A 23997-nucleotide genomic window follows, 5' to 3' on the forward strand; every position below is an offset into this window, starting at 1 on the left:
GCGCGCATGTGCGGCATCGGGTGCATTCGTGACAGAGACGGCGGATGCGCCTTAATTCGCGCATGGCCGGCCGGCGCGGCGTATTATAACGAAAGAGCTTGCGGATTACTCTTGTCCAACATCAAATCAGTGACGATGAAACTACCCAGCGGACAACAACCTCCTGTACCTCCTGCCCAGCCGGCGTCCCAGACCATCCGGCCAACCGGCACCACAGAAGTCAGCCGCGAGCCCGTTACCGCGTCCGCCAGGCAACTGCTGGACCAGATCCAGCTGGCAAACCGGGAAACCACCCTGGCCCGGGTTGCGGAGATCCTGAACCGGCAAAGCGGAAGTAGTACCGATGTGTTGCTGGATATTCGCGGCAAATCCCTTCTGGTTCAGGCAGCGATCGGTAAAACCGAGCTCTCGCCAGGTGACTGGGTAAAGGTGATGCGGGCGGGCAACGAGCTTCAGCTCATGGGCAAACTGGCGCCTGCACCCGAAGCTGGCATTGCCCGGGCCCTGGCTCAGCGACTGCCCTGGCAGCAAACCCTGGACACCGGCCTGGCGAAACTTATGGGCGCACTGACCCAGGGCCTGAAGCAGGACCCGCTGCCCGGCCAGTTACCATCAGCCCGGCAGACTCAGGCCCTGCCGGAATCGGCCAGGCAGACGATCGAACAGCTGGTGGCAAGGCTTCCGTCGGGAACCGGTCTGGCGCCCGGGGCCGGCGGTCAGGCTGCGACACCGCAACAGGTTCGCCAATGGCTTTCCGAAAGCGGCCTGTTTGCGGAATCCCGCCTTGTCCAGACGCCTGCGGCCCAACTCCCCGATCTGAAACTGGCCCTTGGCAGGGTGATTACCGCATTGCTGGCGCAGCAGGGCAGCACTCCGGAACAGTTCAACCGTTTGACCCCCATATCAACGCCTGAATTAATGCAGGCGCCCCTGCAATTCCCGCAACCTCTGGCGACACCCCAGGCACCCGGCGACGGTGAGCCCCCCAGTGTCGGACAAATGCTTCGCCTGTTGGCGGGCATGCTCAACCGCATTACCGTAAATCAGCTCCACAGTCAGGTGCTGACAGCCCGGGGCGGTGGTGATGCCGCCGCACCCGTCTCTACCCTGTTGCTGGATCTGCCCTGGCTCACCCCCCAGAATGAACCAAGGCTGGCACAAGTGCGGATTGAACAGTATCCGGAGGACAGGCAGACAGACAGGAAATCGTCGGGGCCAACAACAACCGAGTGGCGGCTCTCGCTGACCATGGATCTGGACGACGCCGGACCACTGCACTTCGATGTCGCCTTGCGGCAGCAGGCCGTCAGCGCCCGGGTCTGGGCGGAAAAACAGGCGACTTTGCGGCAGGTAAACGAGGAACTGCCCGCGCTGCGGCAAAGTCTGACTGACCTCGGCCTGGATGTGACAGATCTGGAGTGCCGCCGCGGTACACCCCAGAGCAGCATCACCCGCCTTGAACACAGACTGGTGGACACCCGGGCATGACATCAGAAGCAGACCATCACGACAACAGGGCCGCCGTCGCACTCAAATACGATGGTGACAAAGCACCCACCATCAGCGCAACTGGCACCCACGAACTGGCGGAGGAAATTATCCGCATCGCCAGGGAGCATGACGTTCCGCTGTATGAGAACGCCGAACTGGCAAGCATTCTGGCCCGACTGTCCCTCAACGAGGAAATCCCCGAGTCACTGTACCGGGTGATTGCTGAAATTCTGGCGTTTGCCTTTCATATTCGGGGGCTTACGCCGGATGACAGGAAACCGGATGGCTCAGCGGATCAGTGAACGGAGCGCCCAGGCCTGCTGCCAGTTGCCACCGCGCCGGGGCGCAACGGCTGTCTCGAAGTAATGCCTCAACCGGCGGCGATCATCCGGCTGATCCTTGAGGGCTGAGCCGATAATATGGTGCATCAGTAGCTCCACCGTCATGCTGCCGCCGCCGTAATACCATGCATTCAGGCTCGCCGCGTGGGCCACGGAGACCGCTTCGGCGGTGGACAGGGCCGAACCCGCCAGTCGGTCGGTACTGCGGCCATCAAGGGTCTGTCCATTGCGCAGCTCGTGGAACATGGTCACCAGAATCTCGACCACCGACTCATCAATGTCCACGTCGACGCCTGCCCGGTCATTGGCTTTGCGAACCTCCCGGAGCACAACATCCATTTCATCCGAAAGATTGCGGATCGGGCAAATTTCCTCGAAGTCCATGCGTCGCTTCAGGGCGGCACTCATTCGATGCACACCCTCATCTACGCTGTTCGAGGTGGCAATGACATTGAAACCTTCCCGGGCCAGAACCACGCCTTCGTCGCCAGCCAGCTCCGGAATCACCGCGACCCGGTCTGACAGTACGGATAGCAGCGCATCCTGTAGCGACTGCGGGCAACGGGCAATTTCCTCGAAGCGGACCATGCGCCCTTCCATCATTCCTCGCAACAAGGGGCTTGGTACCAGCGCCTTGAGGCAGGGCCCTTCGTTATGCAGAACGGATTCGTTCCAGCTGTAAAGCAGCTGCCCGACCTGGCTGACTGCCCCGCCCTGAAGTATAAGGGTGGAGTTGCCGGATATGGCGGCTGACAACAGTTCGGAAAGCCAGGATTTGGCGGTCCCCGGCTCTCCTACCAGGAGGCACCCACGGCTGGTGCACAGGGAAATGATGATCCGGACCACCATGGCACGGTCGGCGACGAACTTTCGTTCGATACCGAGTTTTTCATCCCCCCTCACGAACTTTTCCACGGCGCGGGGTGACATCTGCCAGCCAGGCGGCACCGGGCCATGATCCATACCTTTCAGTTTCTCCAGCTCCTGAACATACACAACTTCTGCAGGCTCACGCTGCACGGCCCTGATTGCCATATTTTCGCTGCTCATTCCTGACTCCTGCGACCACCACGGACTTCTGGCGCCATGCGCTCCCTGGGGAGAATTCGTGGCAATTCCGAAAGCGGGATAATTCCCTCAATAACATGGTCCAGCGCACTGTCCCGCATGGTAATCAGACCGGCATCCAGTGCCCGCCAGCGAAGCTCTCCGATTGGAGGCTGGCTGGATATTGCATTTCGGATATCGGAGTCAACTTCCATATATTCCACAATTGCCACCCGACCCTGGGTACCCCGGCCGTTGCATTTATCACAGCCGGCGCCTTCGAAACACCGGAAATCCGCCGGCGGACCGTCAGGAAACATCTCGGACAGAATCACTGGATCGGGCCTGGCAGATTCGCGGCAGTGCGTACAGATTCGTTTGGCCAGGCGCTGGGCGATCACCGCCAGCAATTCACCGGCAATGGAGTTCGGGTGAACACCAAGATCATAAAGGCGCTGCAGAGAGTCCACTGCGTCATTGCAATGCAGCGTCGACAACACCACATGTCCGGTCTGCGAGGCTCGAATAGCCTCCAGCGCGGTTTCCTGATCGCGGATTTCGCCAACGAGAATGACGTCCGGGTCTTCCCGGACAAACGCTCTCATGGCATCGGCAAATCCAAAGCCTATCTCCGAGCGCACCCGGGTTTGCTGGATGTTATCGATAGAGTACTCAATCGGATCTTCCACCGTGATCACTTTCCGGCGACCATCATCGGCCAGAGTCTGCAGCCCGGCATAAAGCGTGGTTGATTTGCCAGACCCCGTAGGCCCCACGACCAGAACCAGTCCTGCCGGGTTATCCAGCAAGCGCTGATAGCGCCCACCGATCATCGCTGACATACCGAGCTCGGTAATGGTCATGGCGCGACCGGTCTGGGGTAACAGGCGGATGATGGCGTGTTCGCCATGGAGCGACGGCTGGGTCTGGATGCGCAGGTCGTAGGCCATGTCACCCAGCTGCAAACGTGAACGGCCCCCCTGGGGTAGCCGGTGCTCGGCGATATTCAGTTCCGCCCGAAGCTTGATCACGTTAATCACCCCTTTGAATTCCCGGGGCGACAACTGATACTGGGGCAAATCGTGGAGATCGCCGTCCACCCTGAGACGGATGCGAATCCGGTCTCCGTATTGCTCTATGTGAATGTCGCTGGCTTTTTCACTCACGGCATCCAGCAGAATGGCCTCGTACACGGACACCAGATAGGGACTGATGTGCTTGTTGTTGGGATCGTTAGCCAGCAGCTGGTCGCTGTGTCCATCGCTCCCTGGCTTCGGTTCGACCCCTGCACCATGATCCGCCGCGAAATTGCTGCCCTTGACGGTCAGATCCAGGGCCGACCAGATGCGACGGAAATCCGTCGGTGTCACCAGCAGGCAGTCAATCACCTGATTTGGGCTGAGGCGTTCCAACTGGTCCGTGCGTGCGTCCGGATCATCGGTCACAACGGTGATCTTTCCGTCATCCTGGGCAACAGGAATCATCCGTGACAGATCCAGGAAGGTCCGCGAGAAGCGCCGGAACAGCGCCGGATGGAGGTCCGGAAGCAGCTCATCCGCATCGGTAAAGGTCATGCCTCGCTGACGTGCGAGGGAGCGGTACAGATCAATCTCTTCAAGATTCAGTTTACGCCGAAGCACATCAAGCACCCGGCAATTCTGCTTCGCCGCTTCCGCTTTCGCCTCGGCCAGGGTCTTGTCATCCACAACGCCCTGATCAATCAGGATCTGTTCCACATTGCGGTTGAAGTCGACCCAACCGAGAGTCCGAACCCGTTCCAGCCTGGCTTCGCGTTTCACAAACATCGCCAGACTCGGCACAGGTCCGGCACGGCCCTCAAGGCAAACCAGGTGCCCCCCTTCCCGAAGGAAATGAGCCAGGGGGTTGCGCTCTTTGATAAACGTGGTGCACAGGACAAGATCGCATGGCTGGTCAGGCCCCGGTGCCTCATCCACGCTAGCGACCAGAACGTCCACATTGTGCATGCCAAGACGGAAAAACCGCTCCCGGGCCGCTTCCGCGACAACCGCATTTTTCTCCAGGTAAACCACTCGATGGGCCAACTCAGAAAGCACTGCAGCAAGATATCCGGAGCCGCCGCCGACATGCATCACCACCTGATCCGGTTCGATCTCGGGGATCAGGGACAGGATATGACTGACGGTTTCCTCGCGGGGGATGGAATGCCCGGTGATCGAGGGAACCAGATCGGAACCGGAAACAAAATCATGGCGGGATACAGACCTTAGGGCCTCAAGGGCCCTCGCGTACACTCTCTTCATTCAGCAACGTCCGTAACTGCATGGTATCAGGCCGCCTGACGTTTTCTGAGTGCTGACACCAGCTCGGCCTCGGGACGGGATATTCCGCACGTATTCATAAGATCGTCGATATCGGCACCGAGATCAACCAGTCTTGAAGCTTCATCGTAGGAGATTCGCAGCGGGTCATTCTGCCGCATCTCGTCCAGTGTAGTACGCAGTTCGTGTAACTGACGCTCGCAGGCCACAAGGCGCTGTCCCACCCCCATGCTGCCACTGGTGGTGGCATGCAATTCACGGCCGAGGGTGTCACAACGCTCTTTCAGGGATGCCTTCAGGCTGCGCACCTGGCGCCCCAGAATCAGGCCCTGAACGAGGACCAGAGACAAGGCGACAACAGTCAGCGCCCAAGGAAGATAGGAAGGAATTTCTGCAAACATGACGGATATCTCCCGTTAATTTCCACGGAAGGCATCCATCATCCGGCCTGTAATGGATTGCTCCGGTTTACAGTGCCGCGATTTCAGCCCACTCGTGGTCTGACAGCATCTTGTCGAACTCGACCAGTATGATCAGTTCGCCATCCTTGTTGCACACGCCCTGGATAAACTTGGCACTTTCCTCGTTACCCACGTTCGGTGCAGTCTCGATCTCACTGGCTTTCAGGTAAACCACCTCGGCTACCGAATCCACCAGAATACCCATAACCTGATTGGCCGATTCCATCACCACAATCCGGGTTGCATCGGTCACTTCCGCATCCGAAAGACCGAAGCGCCGGCGGGTGTCGATCACCGTGACAACGTTACCCCGCAGGTTGATGATGCCGAGCACGTAATCCGGAGCACCCGGAACCGGAGCAATCTCCGTGTATCTCAGTACTTCCTGGATCTGCATGACGTTCAGACCGTAAGTCTCATCATCCAGCCGGAAAGTAACGTATTGCAGTACCTGATTATCCTGGGCCTGATTGGTTTGTCCGCTCGGGGCTGCCATAGCGATGTTTCTCCTCTTGGGCTGCCCGGCGGGCAACCTGATCGTCAAAAAATTATCGTCAGTGCCCAATACTATAGTTAAGGGCACAAACCGTGCCAGCGCGGCTCGGTTTCATTCGGTAACCAATATTTGCGTCAACTCAGATCCAGATGGTGCTCCCGCTCGGCCCGCACCAGAAGGTCTGCCATGGTACGCACGTCGATGAGCGCGCACATCTGATCAATCACGGTTCCCGCCAGCCAGGGCCGTTTGCTCCGGGCAGTCCGCCAACGAACTTCATCTGGTTTCAGGGTAAAGGACTGGGCCACGTCGTCACAGGCCAGCCCCCAATCGCTGTTATCGAGCCGGATCACAAATCGGTAGTTATCCCGTGCATCGGGCGGCACCCGTCCTGCCATAATCCATTCCGCGGTATCCACCACCCGGAGATTCTGATCCCGGTCGGGCCGGATACCCATATACCAGCGCGGGCTTCCGGGAATCGGCCGAATCTCCTCTTCAATGCGGTGGATGGCACCAAGCAGAATCAGCGGCACCGCCAGCTGCAACCCGGCAACGGTAAAAATAAGGCACTCAAAAGGCTGCTCGGACCATTCCGGGCGCGAGGGTGGCGCCGCCGGCTCTGGTTCAGGCGTGGCAACGACTTTTGGTTCCGGCATGGAGGTCTCCGGTGCCTGACGAACCATTGGCCGGACAGCCACCGCGGGCTTTTCCCGCAGAATCTGGGGCGGCTCGGGCCGAGCCGCCGGTTTTTCGGCGGGTTTCTGCGGAGCAACAACCTCCTCTCGCAACGCCGTATCCGTCGCGGTATGTAGCAACTCGTCGAGATAACTGGCGATTGCGGACTCCGGGCTCGCCAGCCGTGTCAATTTATCGTCAGCCATGCTGACGCTCCTTCACGGACCCTACCCGGGCCATCAGGTCGTCAAGGAGATGGTTGTAAGCCCGGACACCGTGAGTCTCGGCTTCCAGCGCAGAGGGAATCAAACCCGCCTGGCTGGCATCCCGGAATTTGGTATCCACGGGAATAGCAAACTGCCACAGGGATTCCCGGTAGGTTTTGCGTAGCAGATTGAGGCTTTTCACCGAGGCCTGGGTGCGTCGGTCATAGAGTGTTGGCACGATGGTGTATGCCAGCTCGTTCTTCTGGGAACGCATGATCATCTTGAGCGTGTGGAGCATTCGCTCAAGGCCCTTGATAGCAAGAAATTCGGTTTGCACAGGGATGATCAGGTGCTGGGCTGCGGCCAGGGCATTGACCATCAGCACCCCAAGGGACGGTGTGTTATCCAGAAGCACATAATCAAAATCATCCCAGAGCTGGGTCAGGGCCCGGGAGACTATCAGCCCCATGCCTTCCACGCCGATCATCCGGCGCTCCAGGGTTGCCAGTGCAGCACTGGCCGGCAGCAGGGACAGCCCACGGCAACTGGTTTCGGTAATCAGCTGGGCCGGAAGCCCCTCGGGGACCTTGCCCTGATGCTGGAACAGATCAAACACACTATGGGCGATGGTGTCCGGATCGTATCCGAACCAGCTGGTGAGCGAGCCGTGGGGATCCAGATCCACAACAAGAACGCGTTTGCCCCGCTCAGCGAGCAAGCCGCCCAGCGCAACAACGGATGTGGTTTTGCCGACACCACCTTTCTGATTGGCTACTGCCCAGATTCGCACGCGTTGATTCTCCAGAGTACACATCGGTGTGGCCGGATTAACAGGGGCCACAGTCCCACTTATCGGCAGCCGCCCGGGCAACTTGAACGAATCACCGGGGGATTTCCGGCAAGCTCTTGCCGTCGCCTTTTATGACCGGGAAGTAATACAGGAACCGTGCCAACAGAACCATACGCATCTGCCGAGGAGGAGCATCATCGCATGGCGCCCCGGATACTCGCGTCGCGGGAAATCAGCAACACTACCCGCCGGTTTCTGCGCCGCCCCTCTTCCGTGTCATTACGGGCAACCGGCTGATGCTGGCCATAACCGACTGCGGCAAGACGCTCCGGTTCAATGCCTTCCATGACCAGCATCCGGACAACGGCCGCCGCTCGGGCAGCGGACAGCTCCCAGTTGGATGGGAAACGGGGCGTGCTGATGGGCAGGTTATCGGTAAAACCCTCAACCTTCACGGCGTTATCACGGTTATTCAGGACTGTGGCAATCTTCTCGACCACCTCGAACGCATCGTAGTGGGGCTCGGCATCACCACTTCCGAACAGCAGGCTGTTGGGCAGGTTCAGCTCAAGCCATTTGTCACTGGTTTCCAGCGTCACCACGCCCTGATTGATGAGTTCGTCAAACTCCATGGCCAACTGGTCGGCCATGGCACGCAGGGCCTCGGTCCGGGCCTGGGCATCCATTTCAGGGTTTCGAGGAGCTTCGGTAACCGCCGGGGGTATCACGTTTTCAGTGGGCGCGGTCAGGGACGGCTGAGGCCGGTCGCCGATTTCAATGGGCTGGAAGGATCGCTGGGGCGCATTGAAAACCCCCGTCAGGGTTTCCGACAACACCTTGTACTTGCCTTCGTTCACGGACGAAACCGAGTACATCACCACGAAGAAGGCGAACAGCAGGGTGATGAAGTCAGCATAGGAAATCAGCCAACGCTCCTTGTTGTTCAGGTCGTCCTGGGGTTGCCTACGGCGCCGCATAAATTGGCCTGCGCATGCTTACTGCAGGAAGCCCCGCAGCCGCAATTCGATGGATTTCGGGTTTTCACCCTCGGCGATGGCAATAATGCCATCAATCATCATGTCCTCGTAACGGGTACGTTCCCGTACGATGCCGCGCATCTTGTTGGCCACCGGGAAAAACAGCAGGTTCGCCAGGGCAACGCCGTATATGGTCGCAACAAAGGCCGTGGCAATGCCGCTTCCGAGTGATTGAGGATCTTCCAGGTTGGTCATCACCTGAATCAGACCCATGACAGCACCGATAATCCCGATGGTCGGGGAATAGCCACCCATGGCCTCAAACACCTTGGCAGACTCAAGATCGCGCTGTTCCCGGGAATCCAGATCAACCTCCATAATGCCCCGGATAGTTTCGGTTTCCGCACCGTCCACCAACAGCTGAAGGCCTTTCCTGGCAAACGATTCCGGCTCTCTCTCAGCCAGCCCTTCAAGGCCCAGAAGCCCCTGTTTTCGAGCCTTCACGCTCCAGTCAATGACCTTCCCTATGCCATCTTCCATATTGATGAACGGCGGAACAAAAACCCAGCGCACCTGGGTAAAGGCGCGTTTGAGCATGGGCCAGGAAGTCTGAAGAAGCGTCGCGGCGAAGGTGCCACCAATCACGATCACCGCCGCCGGGCCATTAAAAAGCGAGCTCAGCGCCCCACCCTCCAGCAGGTTGCCGCCCAGGATGGCAGCGAAAGCGAGAATAACCCCGAGGAGACTCAGGATATCCATCAGGAAACGCCTTCCACCAGTCGAGGCCCGATTTCGTCCAGTGACAGGACTTCATCGGTCAATCCGGCCTTGGCAACGGCCATGGGCATTCCATAAATGACCGACGATTTTTCGTCCTGAGACCAGATATCCGAACCACTCTGCTTCATCATCCGGCAGCCATCCTTGCCATCAGACCCCATGCCGGTAAGAATCACACCCAGGGTCTTACCCGGGAAACTCCGGGCCAGTGAACCAAAAGTCACATCTACGCAGGGCTTATAATTGAGCCGCTCGTCGCCCGGCAGGATCCGGACCCGGGCCTGCCCGCCCCGGCTTTCAATCATCATCTGTTTGCCGCCGGGCGCCAGTAATGCAAGCCCCGGGCGAAGAACATCGCCATCTTCTGCCTGCCGTACTTCGATCTGGCATAGCTTATTGAGCCGCTCTGCAAACGCCGGCGTAAAACTCGCTGGCATATGCTGGACCAGCACCAGTGGCGCCGGAAACGAAGCAGGCAAGGCGGTCAGTACCCGCTGCAGCGCCACCGGCCCGCCCGTTGAGGTACCAATGCCGACCACCGCGTAATGTTTGGCGGGGCCCCGACGGACATGGCGCCTGGGGGTTTCCGCCTCGCCTGTGGACCCCACACCCGGAGCCCGATCCTGAAGGCCGGGGCGCTGACGCGGTGGTGGTTCAGGCCGGGGCCGCCCTGGAGCATTCTCACCCGTGGGCCTGGCAACAGGCGATGGCGGTTCCGGCCTGGCAGGAGCGGCCGTCCTGGCGCCGGGACGGCTACGGGCGACATCCAGAACCCGGTCGATCAGGATTTTCTGGAGCTGACTGTTATCCCTGGCAATTTCCTCAAAATTCTTCGGCAGAAAGTCAACGGCACCGGCTTCCAGGGCATCCAGCGTCACCCGCGCACCTTCATAGGTGAGCGAGGAAAACATAAGAACAGGCACCGGATGCCTGCGCATGATTTCCCGCACGGCAGAAATACCATCCATGACCGGCATTTCGTAATCCATGGTGATTACATCCGGACGCAGCTTCTCGGCAAGCTCGACACCTTCGCGGCCGTTGGTGGCAGCACCAACGACCTTGATCTGGCCGGAGCTGGTCAGGATTTCCGTCAGCCGTTTTCGAAAAAACCCTGAATCATCAACGACCAGGACAGAAACTGTCATCCATTTCTCCTACCTATTCCATAGTCACCGGCTGGTAACGGTTTAACCGTAGTGTTGCAGCAGGCTGGGAACATCAATAATCAGCGCGATTCGACCATCACCGGTAATCGTGGCGCCGGCCATACCCGGAGTACCCTGGAGCGCACGACCCAGCGGTTTGATAACCACTTCTTCCTGCCCGACCAGCTGGTCGACCACGAAGCCTACCTGCTTGGTGCCCATGGCCACGATCACGACATGGGCATTGGCCGGCACTTCCCGGGATCCTTTGTCACGCACCAGCCAGCGTTTAACGTGGAATAATGGGAACACTTTCTCCCGAACCACGATGCATTCGCGACCATCCACGATATTGGTTTTGGTGAGATCCAGATGGAAAATCTCAACCACGTTCACCAGCGGCAAGGCGAAGGACTGGTCCCCGAGCATGATCATCAGGGTAGGCATGATGGCCAGCGTCAACGGAACCTTGATGATAATCCGCGACCCTTTGCCCATGGCCGACTCAACACTCAGTTGGCCATTGAGCTGACCAATCTTGGTTTTCACCACATCCATACCGACACCACGGCCGGAGACATCGGAAATCTGATCCTTGGTCGAAAAGCCCGCGGCAAAGATCAGGTTGTAGCACTCGGTATTGGTCAGACGATCGGCTGCATCCTGGTCGTAAATCCCCTTTTCCACCGCCTTGCGACGCAATACCTCGGGGTCCATACCGGCACCGTCGTCGTCAATGGACAACAGGATATGATCGCCTTCCTGTTCTGCCGACAGCGTAACCGTGCCCTGGCGCGGCTTGCCGGCTTTTTCGCGGACATCCGGCGCCTCAATTCCGTGATCAACGGAGTTGCGGACCAGGTGCACCAGAGGATCGGACAGTGCTTCCACCAGGTTCTTGTCGAGGTCGGTTTCCTCGCCATGCATGACCAGATTCACCTCTTTCTTGAGGCTTCTGGCAAGATCCCGAACCACCCGAGGGAAACGGCCAAATACTTTCTTGATCGGCTGCATGCGGGTCTGCATCACGGCAGACTGGAGATCGGTCGTTACCACATCCAGGTTCGAGACCGCCTTGTGCATGTGTTCGTCTTCGCTTGCCGCGCCGAGACGCTGTAAACGGTTCCGAACCAGCACCAGCTCGCCCACCATGTTCATGATGTCATCCAGGCGCTTGGTATCGACGCGCACGGTGGTTTCCGCGGCCGGGGCATGTTCCCTCGCCGGCATGGCTGGTGCCACACTGTCTTTGGTGCCCGGTTTATCAGCGGGTTTCGGTTCTTCTTTCGGTTTTTCAGCCTTGGGCGGCTCGGCTTTCGGCTTTTCCGTTTTCGGCTGCGCGGCCGGCTGGCCGCCGATGGTCGGGCTTCCGCCCTTGCCATGGAGGTCGTCCAGCAGCTTCTCGAATTCGTCGTCGGTGATCAGATCATCGCTGCCGCCGGTTTCAGTCTTCGGGGGCTGCTTTTCGTCTTCCTTTCCCGGAATCTCATCCTCGGCCGGTGTACCAGCAAACTGACCCTTGCCATGCAGCTGGTCCAGAAGCGCCTCAAACTCGTCATCGCTGATCTCATCATCACCGGAACTCCCGTTCTTGCCGGCGCCAGCGTCAGGACTGGCCGGCGGTGAGGGTTCGCCGGGTTGATCGTCATGCAATGCATCCAGCAGCTTCTCGAATTCGTCGTCGGTGATATCACCGCCGTCTTCGTTCGGGTTGTCATCCTTCGCTTGTTCCTGCTGTGGAGCGGTGGCCGGGGAGGCACTTTCGGCCTCCGGCCGCGCCAGGGCGTCGAGCGCTGCAATCAGTGCGTCAGGGGCGGGCGTCAGTTCCTCGTTGTTCCGGACCTGCTCAAACATCGCGTTAACGTTATCGAGGGCTTCCAGAACCACGTCCATCAGCTCTGAATCTACCTTGCGCTTGTGATTGCGCAGGATATCGAACACGTTCTCCGCGGAATGACAGCAATTCACCAGAGCATCAAGCTGCAGGAAGCCTGCCCCGCCCTTTACGGTGTGAAAGCCACGGAAGATGGCGTTGAGCAGATCACTGTCATCAGGATGTTGCTCAAGGTCTACCAACTGCTCTGACAGCTTTTCGAGTATTTCGCCAGCCTCTACCAGAAAGTCCTGCAAAATCTCGTCATCAGCATCAAACGCCATGCGTTACCCTCTTTATTCAGAAACCGAGACTGGACAACAGGTCATCAACATCGTCCTGTCCCGAGACTACATCTTCACGCTCATCGGCCTTGATCTGGGGCCCGACGCCCTTTTCCGCAGATTCTTCCTTTTCCTCAATCTGGTGCACCGTGCCCGTCAGCTGATCGACATGACTGGCCATCACCACCAGGCTGAGCATCTGCTCCTCAACCTCTTTCACCAGCGTGGTGACCTTCTGGATGACCTGCCCGGTAAGATCCTGGAAGTCCTGGGCCAGCAATATTTCCGAGAGGTTGTTGTACATGGTGTCCGCGTTAGTGGTCATACCGGCAAAAAAATTGTCGATCCGACCATACAACTGGCGAAATTCTGCCGGCTGCATCTCCCTGCGGCGTAACCGTTGCCACTCGTCCCGCAACGCCGCTGCCTCGTCTCTCAATGCGTTGGCTACCGGCATGGTTGCCTCGACCAGATCCATGGTCCGGTTGGCCGCTTCACCAGTCATATGCACCACGTACTCAAGGCGATCAGAGGCATCTGTCATTTTTGACAGCGCTTCCTGCTGCTCCGCGTTACGGGGGTCTATCTGAAAGTTCCGGATCGCTTCGTGCAAACTCCGGGTGAGTCGCCCGACCTCGCGGTACAGACTCTGATCCCTGACTTCACTGAGTTCATTGATCAGGGTCATGGCTTTGGCATATTCACCAGCATTGACACATTCAGCCAGTTCGGTTGCCTGACGCTGGAGCTTTTCCGTAACCTCTGGTTCGAGGCCCCGATGGTTCTTCTTGCTATCGCTCATGAGAGCCATCCGACCTCTGGTTACTGGATTCTTTCAAAGATTTTCTCAATCTTTTCCTTGAGCACTGCAGCGGTAAACGGCTTGACGACATAGCCATTCACGCCTGCCTGGGCCGCGGCAACAATCTGGTCCCGCTTGGCTTCGGCGGTAACCATAAGTACCGGCAGGGTTTTCAGGTTTTCATCCGCCCTTACAGCTTTGAGCAGATCAAAACCGGACATACCCGGCATGTTCCAGTCGGTTACCAGAAAATCGTATTTTCCGCTTTTGAGCATCGGCAGCGCCGTGTTGCCGTCATCAGCTTCATCGGTATTGGTGAAGCCAAGATCACGCAGCAGGTTCTTGATGATCCGTCGCATTGTGGAAAAGTCATCCACAATGAGAATTTTCATGTTCTTGTCCAAAGGGACCTCCAGTTAGTAACACCCGGAATTCGTTTGACCTTTCTGCTCGAAATCCAGCAGGCCGCTGTTTTAACCGCTTATTGTCTGATGTTTGCTTCGGTTGTAAAGCATCGGTTACCAAAAACTACAGACTGCCCCGGTGCAGACACACAAAGCCGGTGATCAGTTGCCCGTATCCTGGCGCCAATCCGACAACCGCCCACGAAGGCGCAAGGCTGCCTGGCTGTGGATCTGGCTGACCCGGCTTTCGCTGACACCGAGTACCGCGCCAATTTCCTTGAGGTTCAGCTCTTCCTGGTAATACAGGCTCAGCACCAGTTTTTCCCGCTCCGGCAACTGCTCAATAGCCTCAGCGAGACTGCGACGGAACGCGTCAGACGACAGCCCTTCCAGGGGATTATCCCGTGGCTCTGTTTGTTGTATCGGCAGCTCTCCGGATTCATTGAGCTCATCGAGACTAAAAAGTCGTCCGCTGTTGGAATCGGAGAGGTAGGAATGATACTCGGCCAGCCCCATGTCCAGTTCTTCAGCCACTTCCAGGTCCATGGCTTCCCGGCCGAGGCGGTCTTCGACGGTCTTGATGGCCTGGGAAATGCGGCGGGCATTACGGTGTACAGAACGGGGAACCCAGTCGCCCTTGCGGATCTCATCCACCATGGAGCCACGAATCCGGATACCGGCGTAAGTCTCGAAGGTTGCACCCTTGGTGGAGCTGTAGCGTTGAGCAGCCTCAAGCAGACCGATCATTCCGGCCTGCATCAGGTCTTCAAGCTGAACAGAGGCCGGCAGCCGGGCCATCAGATGAAGGGCGATTTTCTTGACCAGAGGCGCGTGCTCCTCAACGAGCTGAGAAGGCTTCTGCGCGCCTGACTGGCTATAGATTCCGAGGTTTTTCGCCAATGTCATGTATCCGGTTTTTTTGTTTGACTGGATCCGATTCAGACTTCGACGAGCCGCTCCACAAAGAATTCCAGATGGCCGCGGGGAGAGGAAGGCAGCGGCCAGCTATCAACTTTTTCCGCAAGCGCCTTGATCGCCAGGGAAGCTTTCGCCCGGGGATAGGCATCCAGCACTGCTCGCTGCCGCTGAACCGCTTTTTTCACCGCCTCATCGTAAGGCACCATGCCGACATATTGTAGTGCCACATCAAGGAAGCGCTCGGTGACCCGGGTCAGTTTTTCAAACAGATGCCGGCCTTCCTGCTCATTTCTCACCTGATTGGCAAGAATGCGGAAACGGTTGGTGCCGTAATCACGGTTCATAAGTTTGATCAGGGCATAACAGTCAGTGATGGATGTGGGTTCGTCGCACACCACCAGGAGCAGCTCCTGGGAAGCCCTCAGAAAGCTCACCACGGATTCGGAAATGCCCGCAGCAGTATCCACGATCAGCACATCGATCTGGTCACCGAGTTCACTGAACGCGTTGATCAGTCCGGCATGCTCCATGGGGCTTAGTTGAGTCATTCGCTGGGTACCGGAAGATGCCGGTACAATCTTGATGCCCCCGGGGCCATCGACCAGGACGTCCTTGAGATCACACTCGCCCGCCAGCACATCCTGGATGTTCCGGTTGGCGGTAATACCGAGCAGCACATCGATATTGGCCAGCCCCAGGTCGGCATCAAGAAGCACCACTCTCCGGCCTTTCTGTGCCAAGGCAATCCCGAGGTTCACCGACACGTTACTCTTGCCGACTCCACCTTTTCCGCCGGAAACTGCGATCACCTGTACAGGTTGTGCTCTGCTCATACTGTTTTTAGTCTCTCGCCACGTTTAGCCGGGTGCTGTTTCTGGACGCTCGCTCTCTCAGGCTCCTTCGGCGACCGCCTGCTGTTTCTGGAGAGTTTTAAGCCGGTCCACGGCCAGCCGCACCAGCGGAACAGCTTCCGCGTGGTGCAGGTCTTCGGGAATCTTTTGCCCGTCTGTGTAGTAGGCCACCGGCAGGCCGGTTTCCATCACAAAGCCGAGAGACTCACCAAGTGTCAGGGCCTCGTCGATCTTGGTCATAACGCAGCCCGCCAGATTTGCCATCTTATAGCAATGCCAGACGGATTTCATGATGCGCGGCTGACTGGTAGCCGACACTACCAGATGCGTCTTGATATTGTGATGGCTGCGCGCCAGTTCGGCCAGTTGTTCCTGATAGCCTTTGTCCAAACTGGTCAGCCCGGCGGTGTCGATCAGTACCAGATGACGGTCTGACAACTCGTCCAGAATATCATCCAGACTGTGGCTTTCGTCGACAACTCGCACCGGCACATTCAGAATGCGACCGAAGACAAACAACTGTTCATGGGCCGCCACCCGATAACGGTCGGTGGTAACCAGGGCCACGGAATCGGCACCATGCTTGAGCACATACCGCGCCGCAAGCTTACCGATCGTGGTGGTTTTACCCGAACCAGTTGGCCCTACCAGGGCAAAGACACCGCCCTGATCCAGCCATTCCATGCGGGAGGTCCGGACACCGGTGCACAGCATTTTCAGGGATTGCTTCCAGCCATCCTCCAGACGCCCGGCCTTGTGGCGACGAGAAATAGACCCCGCCAGATCGCTACCGAGACCGAATTCCTGAAGTCGCTCGGCCAGTCTCTGCTGAACCGCATTGGTTGCCGGCACCTCAGGCGCCGGCTTACGGCCCTGCATCATGTCCTTTAGGGAACTGATCTCCGCGCGCATCTGTGCCAGCTCATCGGAATAGACTTCCCCGGATCGGCCCGGAGCCGGATTCTGATCATCAAACCCGGAAGCCACCGCCTCCTGAACCGCCGCGAACGACGACCCGGTATAACCCGCACCCTGGGAAGCCCGCTTTTCACGGACCTCCCGGATGCGATCCCGGGACCGGCCGAGCTCGTCCTCAAGACGCCGGTGCTGATCCGCCTGCATTTCTGCCAGGCGCGAGCCGTTGGTGGCTTCCTGCGCCTGATCACCCAGTCGCTGGCGCGCCATGTTTTCGTCATAGTCCAGCGCCGTCACAATTTCGACGCCGCCGTCCACCCGGCGGTTTGAAAGAATCACGGCGTCTGGCCCCATCTGTTCACTGACCTGTTTCAGCGCCTCTGCCATGGTCTTGGCAAAAAACCGTTTTACTTTCATGATGCTTCTTCCTCCACCGGCAACACCGTGCCGGCGTTGTCCGCTCTGTCATCCGCGCCGTTACTGGCCAACGGACGCCACGATCGTGATCTGTTTGTTATCCGGTATTTCCTGGTACGAGAGCACATGCAAACGCTCTACCCCGTAGCTGGCGAATTTTGCCAGTACCGGCCGCAGCGGCCCGGAAACCAGCAAAATGGCTGGCTTACCCAGCATTTCCTGTCGCTGGACGCTCTCCTGAAGCGAGCGCTGAAGCTTTTCAACCATATTGGGCTCCAGAACCAGGCCAATGTCTTCCTGTCCGCCGGATTGTTGACTCTGTTGAACAGACTTTAGCAATAACTGTTCCAGATCCGGATCCAGAGTGATCACCGGTATCTCCGCCTCATTGCCACAAATGCTCTGAACGATCATCCGCCGCAGTGCCTGGCGGGCAACCGTAGTAAGCAGCTTCGGATCCTGGCTTTTCGGATGGACATTCACGACAGCCTCGGCAATTGAGCGCATATCCCGAATAGGCACCTCTTCCTTCAGAAGGTTCTGCAGCACTTTCAACAGCAGGCTGATGGAAATGGTGGCGGGAACAAGCTCTTCGGCCAGCTTCGGCGAGGTCTTCTCCAACTGGTCCAGCCACTTCTGAACCTCCTCGTGGCCCAGCAACTCATGAGCGTGCTTCTGTAAAACCTGATTCAGGTGGGTAGCCACAACCGTACTGGCGTCCACCACCGTGTAGCCGAGAGTCTGGGCCTGATCTTTCCGGTCCGGCTCGATCCAGCAGGCATCCAGGCCAAACGCCGGGTCCTTGCCCTCAATGCCTTCGATTTTGCCGAACACCTGGCCCGGATCAATGGCCAGCTCCCGGTCTGGATGAATTTCTGCCTCGGCAATGGTGACGCCCATCAGGGTAATTCGGTATACGTTGGGCATCAGGTCGAGATTGTCGCGAATGTGAACGGAGGGCATCAGAAAACCCAGGTCCTGGGACAGCTTCTTGCGCACGCCCTTGATGCGACTGAGGAGCTGGCCACCCTGGGACTTGTCAACCAGGGGAATCAGCCTGTAACCCACTTCCAGGCCAACAATGTCCACCGTGGAAACATCGTCCCAGCCCAGCTCTTTTGTTTCCCCCGGTGCCGGAAGCTGACGCCCTTGATCGCCACCAACATCGCCGCCCGGCGGAAGATCGCGACCGGCCGGACGCGGTGTACCAGAGGCCCCGCCCCGCCCCGGGAATACGCCCTCTTCTTCTACCGTCTGGCGCTGATGTTTCCAGATATACCAGGCAGCGCCCCCGGCCAGCGCACCCAGGCCCAGGAAGGCCACATGGGGCATACCCGGAATCAGGCCAAGAATGATCAGGATGACTGCAGCAATTGACAATGCCTTGGGCGCGCTGAACATCTGCTGCAAAATCTGCCCGCCCATGTCCTGGCTGGAAGTCACCCGGGTAACCATGATGGCGGCAGAGGTTGAGAGCAGCAGCGAAGGAATCTGGGCGACCAGACCATCACCGATAGTTAGCAATGCATAGCGCTCCATGGCGAGGCCAAAATCCAGGCCATGCTGGAGCATGCCGATCGCCACTCCGCCGATTATATTGATGGCCAGAATAAGCAGGCCGGCAACGGCATCGCCTTTCACGAACTTCGACGCACCGTCCATGGAGCCATAGAAATCGGCTTCCTGGGCAATCTCTGCCCGGCGATGCTTGGCCTCCTCCTGGTTGATCAGGCCCGCATTCAGATCGGCGTCGATCGCCATCTGCTTGCCTGGCATGGCATCCAGGGTAAACCGGGCACTTACCTCGGAAACCCGGCCGGCACCCTTCGTCACCACCAGGAAGTTAATGATCATCAGGATCGCAAAGACCACCAGGCCAACGGCGTAGTTACCGCCAATCAACACCGCGCCGAAGGATTCAATGACCTTACCGGCAGCGTCTCCGCCCTCATGGCCGTTGAGCAGCACGATCCGGGTAGACGCCACGTTCAGGGCCAGGCGCAACAACGTGGCGACCAGCAACACTGTTGGAAAAGACGCAAACTCCATGGGCCGAAGCGCGTAGACACATACCAGCAAAATGACGATTGACAAGGTGATGTTAAAGGTAAAAAACACGTCCAGCAGGAAGGCCGGCATGGGCAGAATCATCATGCCCAGCAACCCCATCAACATGATGGGTACGCCCAGATTTCCCCGCGTCAGGGTTTTGACGTTATTGAGGACTAAAGCTCTGTCCATGCCGGAAACTTCTCCGATTGGCCATGCCTGAAGGCATTTTGAAGGTCGAGATTCTGACGCCGTAACGTCGTTTGAAAGGGTTATCGCAAGATCCGTACCACTCCGTCGAGGATTTCACGCAGACCGGTGCTCAGCCGCCTGACTCGACCTGCCAGATGCGGTATCCTTGCGCCATTTGATCGCGACATTGAAACCCTAACCCGACACACAGGTGACCCCATGCCCATCCACGAGGTAAAACACCCGCTTATCCGCCACAAGCTCGGCCTGATGCGCCGTGCGGATATCAGCACCAAGAATTTTCGTGAGCTGGCACAGGAAGTCGGTGCCCTGCTGACCTACGAGGCCACCAAGGACTTCTCCTTGCAGGAGAAGACCATCGAAGGCTGGGCCGGCCCGGTGACGGTGGAACAGATCCACGGCAAGAAGATCACCATTGTTCCGATTCTTCGGGCGGGTCTTGGCATGCTCGATGGCGTGCTCAGCCTGATTCCGGTCGCCCGGGTGAGCGTTGTCGGCCAGATCCGCAACGAGGAAACCCTGGAAGCCAGCACCTACCTGGAAAAACTGGTGGGGGAGCTTGACCAGCGGATGGCACTGATTGTCGACCCGATGCTGGCCACCGGCGGCTCCATGATTTCCACCATCGACCTGCTCAAGAAGGCGGGCAGCACCGAGATCAGGGCACTGGTTCTGGTCGCCGCTCCAGAGGGTATTGAAAAGGTCCTGGAGAAACACCCGGATGTGTCTATCTACACCGCCTCAATTGACGACCACTTGAACGAGAAAGGCTATATCCTTCCCGGTCTCGGCGATGCCGGCGACAAGATCTTCGGCACCAAGCAGAAGGACATTTGAGCATGCAGGACCATACCAACGACCCGGTCTGGAAACAGGCGATCGCTGGCTCCCAGATGCTTTTGGTGGCTTTCGGCGCACTGGTTCTGATGCCTCTGATTACCGGGCTGGACCCCAACGTTGCCCTGTTCACAGCCGGCCTTGGCACCCTGATCTTCCACGTGGTCACCGGCGGCCAGATTCCCATTTTCCTGGCCTCTTCCTTCGCCTTTATCGCACCGGTTATTGCCTCCAAGGGCCGGTTTGGCATGGAAGAAACCCTGGGCGGCCTGATGGCAGCAGGCATCCTCTACATCATCCTGAGCGGACTGGTTCGCCTTCGGGGCACCGGCTTTGTCCGCCGCCTGCTGCCCCCGGTCGTGATCGGCCCGGTGATCATGACCATCGGTCTTGGCCTCGCACCAGTTGCCGTTCATATGGCCTCCGGGCGCACAGGTGATGGCGCAACCCAACTGATTCCCTACGACACCGCCATCTGGATCGCCATGATCTCACTGGCCGTGACCATCATCATGTCAGTCTGGTCCAAGGGAATTTTCCGGCTCATTCCGATCATGTTTGGCGTTATTACCGGCTATATCCTTTCCGCTGTCGCAGGCATTGTGGATACCACGCCCATTCAGGAAGCGGCCTGGTTTGCGGTACCCAATTTTGTTGCGCCGTCCTTTAGCTGGGGGGCTGTTCTGTTCATGATTCCGGTTGCGATTGCGCCGGCCATCGAACACATCGGTGACGTACTGGCCATCGGCAACGTGACCCGCAAAAACTACATCGAAAAGCCCGGCCTGCACCGCACCCTGCTGGGCGATGGCCTCGCCACCAGCGCTGCCTCTCTGCTCGGCGGACCGCCCAACACCACCTACTCGGAAGTTACCGGCGCGGTCATGCTGACCAAGAACTTCAACCCGAAGGTGATGTGGTGGGCTGCCTGTATTGCCATCGTTCTGGCCTTCGTGGGCAAGTTCGGTGCAGCGCTGCAGACCATTCCGGTACCGGTCATGGGCGGCATCCTGTGCCTGCTGTTCGGCTCCATTGCGGTGGTTGGCCTTAACACACTGATCCGCCATCAGGTGGACCTGTCGCAGTCTCGCAACCTGGTTATCGTGGGTGTCACCCTGGTGTTCGGTATTGGCGGAATGGTTCTTGGCAACATGGAAGGTATCGCGCTGTGCGCAGTGGCCGCCATCATCCTGAACCTGGTGTTGCCAGGCAGCCACGAGGCGTGGGGTAAAGCCATTTATGAGCAGAAAACCGACTGACAGCTCCGGCATCAGTTTCACTGCCCTGTATACCGGTGCCGTCTGGCACCGGTACGGGCTATCGGACGACACCCTCGCCACCGAAAAGGGCCGCTGGCTTTATCACCTGATGACACCGTTCGAGGCAGCCAGCAAGGCGGCCATCGGCGGCAACATCCGCACCTTTCTGCTCCAGCGCCATCTCATCATTGATCATCTGATTGACCAGGCTATCCGGGACAAAGGCATCACGCAGGTCCTGGAAATCGCCTGCGGCATGTCACCCCGGGGCACCCGCCTCCGGCAAAGGCACCCGCTGATCCACATGGTGGAAGCCGACCTGCCCGACATGGCCGGCCGAAAAGCCCTGAGACTCCTGGCCACCGGCCGGCTGGGCGACCACCACCAGGTAACACCGATTGATATCCTGGCAGAGCACGGCGAGTATCAGCTTGAGACTGTGATCGACCGGGTGTTCGACAACACCGAACCGGTGATCATCATCACCGAAGGCCTGACCAGTTATTTTTCGGTGGATGTCATCAGCAACTTCTGGCGCCGGCTTGCCGCCGCCATGGCAAAGCGCCCTGGCTCCATCTACCTGTCCGAAAGCTACTACCAACCCACCCAGCCGCTGCTGAACACCACCCTCAAAGCCCTGGGCAGCCTGCTCGGAGCAGCCACCCGAAGCCAGGTCACCTTCCACTTCCAGACCGACGAACAGGCCCGGGAGCATTTCCGTTCCTGCGGGTTCAACGCCACGACCGTGCATAATCCCCGGTCCTGGTATGGAGTTCTGCCGATACCGGAAAGCCGGGGGGAGCCGATGGTTCGGGTTATTGAGGCTGGCTGTTAAGTAGGTTTTCGGCTTAGGCTCTAGCCCAAGCCTGAAATTGGAGAGGAGGAGGCTTGCGGGGTTACTTCCCAAAAACCGCTACGAGCACGTCCATGTGCGCTTGTTTCCGGCCATCCATGGCCTCCAACATTTTTGGGAAGTAACCCCGCAAACCTCACCAACTTCACAGGAATCCTCCGGTTCCCCAACGACACCTCTTCAGCGTTTTTTAAGCGATATCGATCGGCTTCAAAAGTGGTTGTGAGCGGCCTTTTCAGGACTGTCTGTGGCCATGGATGGCCACAGTCAAGCGCACAAGGATGTGCTCGTAGCGTGTCCTGAAAAGGCCGCTCACAACCACGCTTACTCCCTAACAGGCAGGCTAAGAAAAGAACGCAAACTCAAACATCGCGCCGCAAATCCGAAGGAATAGGCAAATCAGGCATACCAGGCTTGGCCCCACGTCCCTTGCGGAACTGCCGCAACTGGAACACATAGGCAAGAACCTGCGCGATAGCCATATAAAGGCCATCGGGAATCTCCTCGCCGATGTCGGTGTTGTGGTAAACCGCCCGGGTCAGCGGTGGCGTCCGCAGGATTTCGACTTTGTTCTCGCGGGCGATTTCCATGATCTTGAAGGCAATCTCGTCGGCGCCCTTGGCCACCACTACCGGCGCGCCCATCGCCTTCTGATCGTATTTCAGTGCCACCGCATAATGGGTCGGGTTGGTAATAACCACGTCCGCCGTAGGTACGTCCTGCATCATGCGGCGCTGGGCCATTTCGCGCTGGAGTTGGCGGATCTTGCCCTTGACCTCCGGCTTGCCCTCGGTGTCCTTATACTCGTCCTTCACTTCCTGCATGGTCATCCGGAGCTTTTTCTGGTGATCGAAGATCTGGAACGGCACGTCAATCAGCGCAATGATGATGGTGGCGCAGGACAGCGCAAAGAAGCTCCAGCCAAGGGTCCAGAGTACGTGCTCCATAGCCGGTACCGCCGGCTCTTCGGCGATGCTGAGCAGGTCTTCGGTGCGCAGGTTGAGGATGAGTATGGCCACGGCCATGACCAGGCCGACTTTGGCGATGGCTTTGACGAGTTCTATCAATGAGCGCATGGAAAACATGCGGCCAAGTCCCTTGATGGGGTTCATGCGGTTGAGTTTGGGGGCGATGGCTTTGCCGCTGATCAGTAACCCGCCAATGCCGATGGAGCCGAATACGGCGGCGATCAGGAGCATGATCAGGATGGGTGCTAGTGCCCAGGCGGCTTCCTTGGCGGAGGCCAGCAACTGGAGGCTCATGTGCCGGGTGTCGTAGATGGCGGAGCGTTCAATAACGAAGCTGTCACGCATGATGGCTTCCAGTGACGCCCCGAGGCTGGCACCAAACATGAGCAGGCCGCCCGCGCCGGCGAGGAGTACGGCCATGGTGGCCAGCTCTTTCGAACGGGCAGTCTGGCCCTCCTCCCTGGCTTTTTCGAGCCTTCGGGGGGTGGCCTCTTCCGTTTTTTCCTGACTGTTGTCGTTTTCTTCGGCCATTCGTTAAATCCGGCTTGTGCAGTGTCGGCAGGTGGGTCAGGCTTTCCAAAACACGCTGTGAATACATCCGTGTACGCTTGGCTCCGCACAGTTTTGGAAAGCCTGCCC

General features: G+C 58.4%; 22 protein-coding genes. 5 read left to right on the forward strand and 17 right to left on the reverse strand.

Features of this window, described 5'->3' with window-relative positions:
• The first annotated feature begins 111 nt into the window (after nt 1-111).
• Together fliK and CLH62_RS03495 are read left to right on the forward strand one after the other, a co-directional pair.
• Nucleotides 112-1488: a flagellar hook-length control protein FliK gene (gene fliK, locus CLH62_RS03490; protein WP_228152761.1), complete on the forward strand. Its 1377-nt coding sequence runs from the start codon at nt 112-114 to the stop codon at nt 1486-1488.
• The gene (locus tag CLH62_RS03495; RefSeq protein WP_099616743.1) at nt 1485-1793 is read left to right on the forward strand and encodes an EscU/YscU/HrcU family type III secretion system export apparatus switch protein; all 309 of its coding nucleotides are present in this window, start codon (nt 1485-1487) and stop codon (nt 1791-1793) included. Before fliK ends, CLH62_RS03495 begins: the two co-directional genes overlap by 4 nt.
• Here CLH62_RS03495 and CLH62_RS03500 read toward each other — a convergent pair.
• From CLH62_RS03500 to flhA, 16 genes are all read right to left on the reverse strand, one after another.
• The gene (locus tag CLH62_RS03500) at nt 1779-2882 is read right to left on the reverse strand and encodes an ATP-binding protein (protein ID WP_099616744.1); all 1104 of its coding nucleotides are present in this window, start codon (nt 2880-2882) and stop codon (nt 1779-1781) included. The two genes, CLH62_RS03495 and CLH62_RS03500, sit on opposite strands and share 15 nt — an antisense overlap.
• A complete protein-coding gene (locus CLH62_RS03505; protein WP_099616745.1) occupies nt 2879-5161 on the reverse strand; it encodes an ATPase, T2SS/T4P/T4SS family in 2283 nt (760 codons plus the stop codon). The genes CLH62_RS03500 and CLH62_RS03505 overlap by 4 nt, the downstream gene beginning before the upstream one ends.
• 26 nt (nt 5162-5187) lie before the next feature.
• Nucleotides 5188-5580 carry a DUF2802 domain-containing protein gene (locus CLH62_RS03510; RefSeq protein ID WP_099616746.1) on the reverse strand — a complete coding sequence of 131 codons (393 nt, stop codon included), beginning with the start codon at nt 5578-5580 and terminating at the stop codon, nt 5188-5190.
• Between the two features lie 67 nt (nt 5581-5647).
• Nucleotides 5648-6136, reverse strand: a complete 489-nt coding sequence (locus CLH62_RS03515; RefSeq protein WP_099616747.1) for a chemotaxis protein CheW — start codon at nt 6134-6136, stop codon at nt 5648-5650.
• A 134-nt stretch (nt 6137-6270) separates the two neighbouring features.
• Nucleotides 6271-7020 (reverse strand): chemotaxis protein CheW, encoded by a 750-nt coding sequence (locus CLH62_RS03520; protein ID WP_099616748.1) that lies wholly within the window; start codon nt 7018-7020, stop codon nt 6271-6273.
• Complete coding sequence (locus CLH62_RS03525; protein ID WP_211285635.1) at nt 7013-7810, reverse strand: ParA family protein; 798 nt, start codon at nt 7808-7810, stop codon at nt 7013-7015. The genes CLH62_RS03520 and CLH62_RS03525 overlap by 8 nt, the downstream gene beginning before the upstream one ends.
• 194 nt (nt 7811-8004) lie before the next feature.
• Nucleotides 8005-8787: a flagellar motor protein MotD gene (gene motD, locus CLH62_RS03530; protein WP_099616750.1), complete on the reverse strand. Its 783-nt coding sequence runs from the start codon at nt 8785-8787 to the stop codon at nt 8005-8007.
• An 18-nt stretch (nt 8788-8805) separates the two neighbouring features.
• Nucleotides 8806-9546 (reverse strand): flagellar motor protein, encoded by a 741-nt coding sequence (locus tag CLH62_RS03535; protein WP_099616751.1) that lies wholly within the window; start codon nt 9544-9546, stop codon nt 8806-8808.
• A complete protein-coding gene (locus tag CLH62_RS03540) occupies nt 9546-10715 on the reverse strand; it encodes a protein-glutamate methylesterase/protein-glutamine glutaminase (protein ID WP_099616752.1) in 1170 nt (389 codons plus the stop codon). Before CLH62_RS03540 ends, CLH62_RS03535 begins: the two co-directional genes overlap by 1 nt.
• A 42-nt stretch (nt 10716-10757) precedes the next feature.
• Nucleotides 10758-12872 carry a chemotaxis protein CheA gene (locus tag CLH62_RS03545; RefSeq protein WP_099616753.1) on the reverse strand — a complete coding sequence of 705 codons (2115 nt, stop codon included), beginning with the start codon at nt 12870-12872 and terminating at the stop codon, nt 10758-10760.
• A 16-nt stretch (nt 12873-12888) separates the two neighbouring features.
• The gene (locus CLH62_RS03550) at nt 12889-13674 is read right to left on the reverse strand and encodes a protein phosphatase CheZ (RefSeq protein ID WP_099617611.1); all 786 of its coding nucleotides are present in this window, start codon (nt 13672-13674) and stop codon (nt 12889-12891) included.
• 20 nt (nt 13675-13694) lie between these two features.
• On the reverse strand, nt 13695-14078 hold the full coding sequence (cheY, locus tag CLH62_RS03555) for a chemotaxis response regulator CheY (RefSeq protein WP_008173086.1): 384 nt from the start codon (nt 14076-14078) through the stop codon (nt 13695-13697).
• A gap of 162 nt (nt 14079-14240) precedes the next feature.
• Nucleotides 14241-14984 carry an RNA polymerase sigma factor FliA gene (locus CLH62_RS03560; protein WP_099616754.1) on the reverse strand — a complete coding sequence of 248 codons (744 nt, stop codon included), beginning with the start codon at nt 14982-14984 and terminating at the stop codon, nt 14241-14243.
• A 32-nt stretch (nt 14985-15016) separates the two neighbouring features.
• Nucleotides 15017-15829 (reverse strand): MinD/ParA family protein, encoded by an 813-nt coding sequence (locus CLH62_RS03565; protein ID WP_099616755.1) that lies wholly within the window; start codon nt 15827-15829, stop codon nt 15017-15019.
• Nucleotides 15830-15886: 57 nt separating this feature from the next.
• Entirely contained in the window at nt 15887-17179 is a 1293-nt protein-coding gene (flhF, locus tag CLH62_RS03570) for a flagellar biosynthesis GTPase FlhF (protein WP_099616756.1), read from the reverse strand.
• 60 nt (nt 17180-17239) lie between these two features.
• Nucleotides 17240-19420: a flagellar biosynthesis protein FlhA gene (flhA, locus tag CLH62_RS03575; protein WP_099616757.1), complete on the reverse strand. Its 2181-nt coding sequence runs from the start codon at nt 19418-19420 to the stop codon at nt 17240-17242.
• Nucleotides 19421-19639: 219 nt separating this feature from the next.
• On the opposite strand from flhA, the gene upp reads away from it, so the two are divergent.
• From upp to CLH62_RS03590, 3 genes are read left to right on the forward strand one after another with little or no spacing between them, the layout of a single operon-like run.
• Entirely contained in the window at nt 19640-20278 is a 639-nt protein-coding gene (upp, locus tag CLH62_RS03580; RefSeq protein WP_099616758.1) for a uracil phosphoribosyltransferase, read from the forward strand.
• Between the two features lie 2 nt (nt 20279-20280).
• Nucleotides 20281-21537 (forward strand): uracil-xanthine permease family protein, encoded by a 1257-nt coding sequence (locus CLH62_RS03585; protein ID WP_099616759.1) that lies wholly within the window; start codon nt 20281-20283, stop codon nt 21535-21537.
• The gene (locus CLH62_RS03590) at nt 21518-22372 is read left to right on the forward strand and encodes a class I SAM-dependent methyltransferase (protein WP_099616760.1); all 855 of its coding nucleotides are present in this window, start codon (nt 21518-21520) and stop codon (nt 22370-22372) included. Before CLH62_RS03585 ends, CLH62_RS03590 begins: the two co-directional genes overlap by 20 nt.
• A gap of 380 nt (nt 22373-22752) precedes the next feature.
• Here the strand turns inward: CLH62_RS03590 and flhB are convergent, their stop codons facing one another.
• Entirely contained in the window at nt 22753-23889 is a 1137-nt protein-coding gene (gene flhB / locus CLH62_RS03595; RefSeq protein WP_099616761.1) for a flagellar biosynthesis protein FlhB, read from the reverse strand.
• Nucleotides 23890-23997 lie beyond the last annotated feature (108 nt).

The organism is Marinobacter guineae (assembly GCF_002744735.1).
Classification (GTDB): domain Bacteria; phylum Pseudomonadota; class Gammaproteobacteria; order Pseudomonadales; family Oleiphilaceae; genus Marinobacter; species Marinobacter guineae.